This window comes from Synechococcus sp. F70.1, assembly GCF_047502745.1.
In the GTDB taxonomy this organism is placed as follows: Bacteria; Cyanobacteriota; Cyanobacteriia; order Thermostichales; family Thermostichaceae; genus Thermostichus.
Map to the genome: position 1 here is coordinate 1 of NZ_JANSJL010000090.1, position 1,202 is coordinate 1,202.

Below are 1,202 nucleotides of genomic sequence, written 5' to 3' on the forward strand. Positions count from 1 at the left end.
GCGGTGGTGATCCCCAACGCCAGGCTCAGCCAAAGGGGAGGAAAGGTTGGCGAGGTGGCTGAAGCAGCACTTTGGCCAGGGGAAGATGCTGGCTTGGGATCCGTCATGTCTCTTGTAAAACTGCCCTTAATTGATCCTTATCCTAGCTCCAAACTCACGGAGCCAGGAGCTTTTGCTTAAACTCAGCTAGTGCCGAAAGAGTTTCTTGGTTCAGGGGGCAACAAAGAAGAGGCGCTGCTTTACGTATGGCTTCAAGAGGCCAGTCCCACCAGCTAAGCTGGCTGAGCTGCTCGATTACCTCAGGTGAGAAGCGATAGCGAACTACTTTGGCTGGCACACCCGCAACAATCGCGTATGGTGGGACATCCCTAGTCACCACTGCACCCATTCCAACAACTGCTCCATTTCCAATTGTCACTCCTGAGCGAATCATGGCACCGTGGCCAATCCAAACGTCATGGCCAACCACAATGTCCCCGCGGGTCAGAGGGTGGCCTTCCAGGGCGCGCAGCTCGCTCCAACACTCAGGTAGATGAGTGAAGGGATAGGTAGTGGCCCAGTCAGTGTGGTGCTCATAGCCTGCAAAAAAATGCACCTCTCGTGCAATCGAGCTACAGCGGCCAATCTTTACCTGCGAAGGCTCTCCCATCCAATGGATAAAGAACTCATATCCATAGCTTAGGGAGCCAATAGTAACCAAGGGAAATGGTGCTAAGCCTCTGTAGGCAAAGTATGTTTTCTCCTCCAGTTGGGGACTATGTTCGATGCGGATGGGCATAGAACCTTAGGTCGCTAGATCGGGGCTTCACCTGCCAGAACGCAAGCCTCAGTAGAATGGGCTCAAAATCCGCCTAGGAGCTTCCAGATCTTAACCTAATTACGAACGAAGCCAGAAGAGGTAGAAGCTGCTAACCGCTAAGCTAACCTAGCGATAAACTTCTTCCTGACTGATGTCTAATGCCGATTGTACTTATCTGCGGCCCTGCCCGCTGCGGTAAAAGTCGGCTGGCGGAGAGCCTAGCTGCCGCTTCCGGCCTGCCGGTCTTCTACCTGGCCACGGGGCCCAAGCCGGATCCTGAGGCTGACCCAGAGTGGGCGGAGCGGGTTCGACAGCATCGGCAGCGGCGTCCTCCCACCTGGCAAACCTGGGAAACGGGGCCTGACCTGGGCGCCGAACTGCAGCAGCTACCTCAGCCCTGCTG

At 55.5% G+C, this 1,202-nt stretch carries 2 protein-coding genes; one reads left to right on the top strand and one right to left on the bottom strand.

Features of this window, described 5'->3' with window-relative positions; translation table 11 throughout:
* Positions 1 to 154: 154 nt before the first annotated feature.
* On the bottom strand, positions 155 to 778 hold the full coding sequence (locus NW860_RS09230) for a CatB-related O-acetyltransferase (RefSeq protein WP_011431050.1): 624 nt from the start codon (positions 776 to 778) through the stop codon (positions 155 to 157).
* Between the two features lie 179 nt (positions 779 to 957).
* Here NW860_RS09230 and NW860_RS09235 point away from each other — a divergent pair.
* Positions 958 to 1,202: bifunctional adenosylcobinamide kinase/adenosylcobinamide-phosphate guanylyltransferase (locus tag NW860_RS09235; protein ID WP_414513790.1), on the top strand; the 245-nt coding region annotated here is incomplete at its 3' end.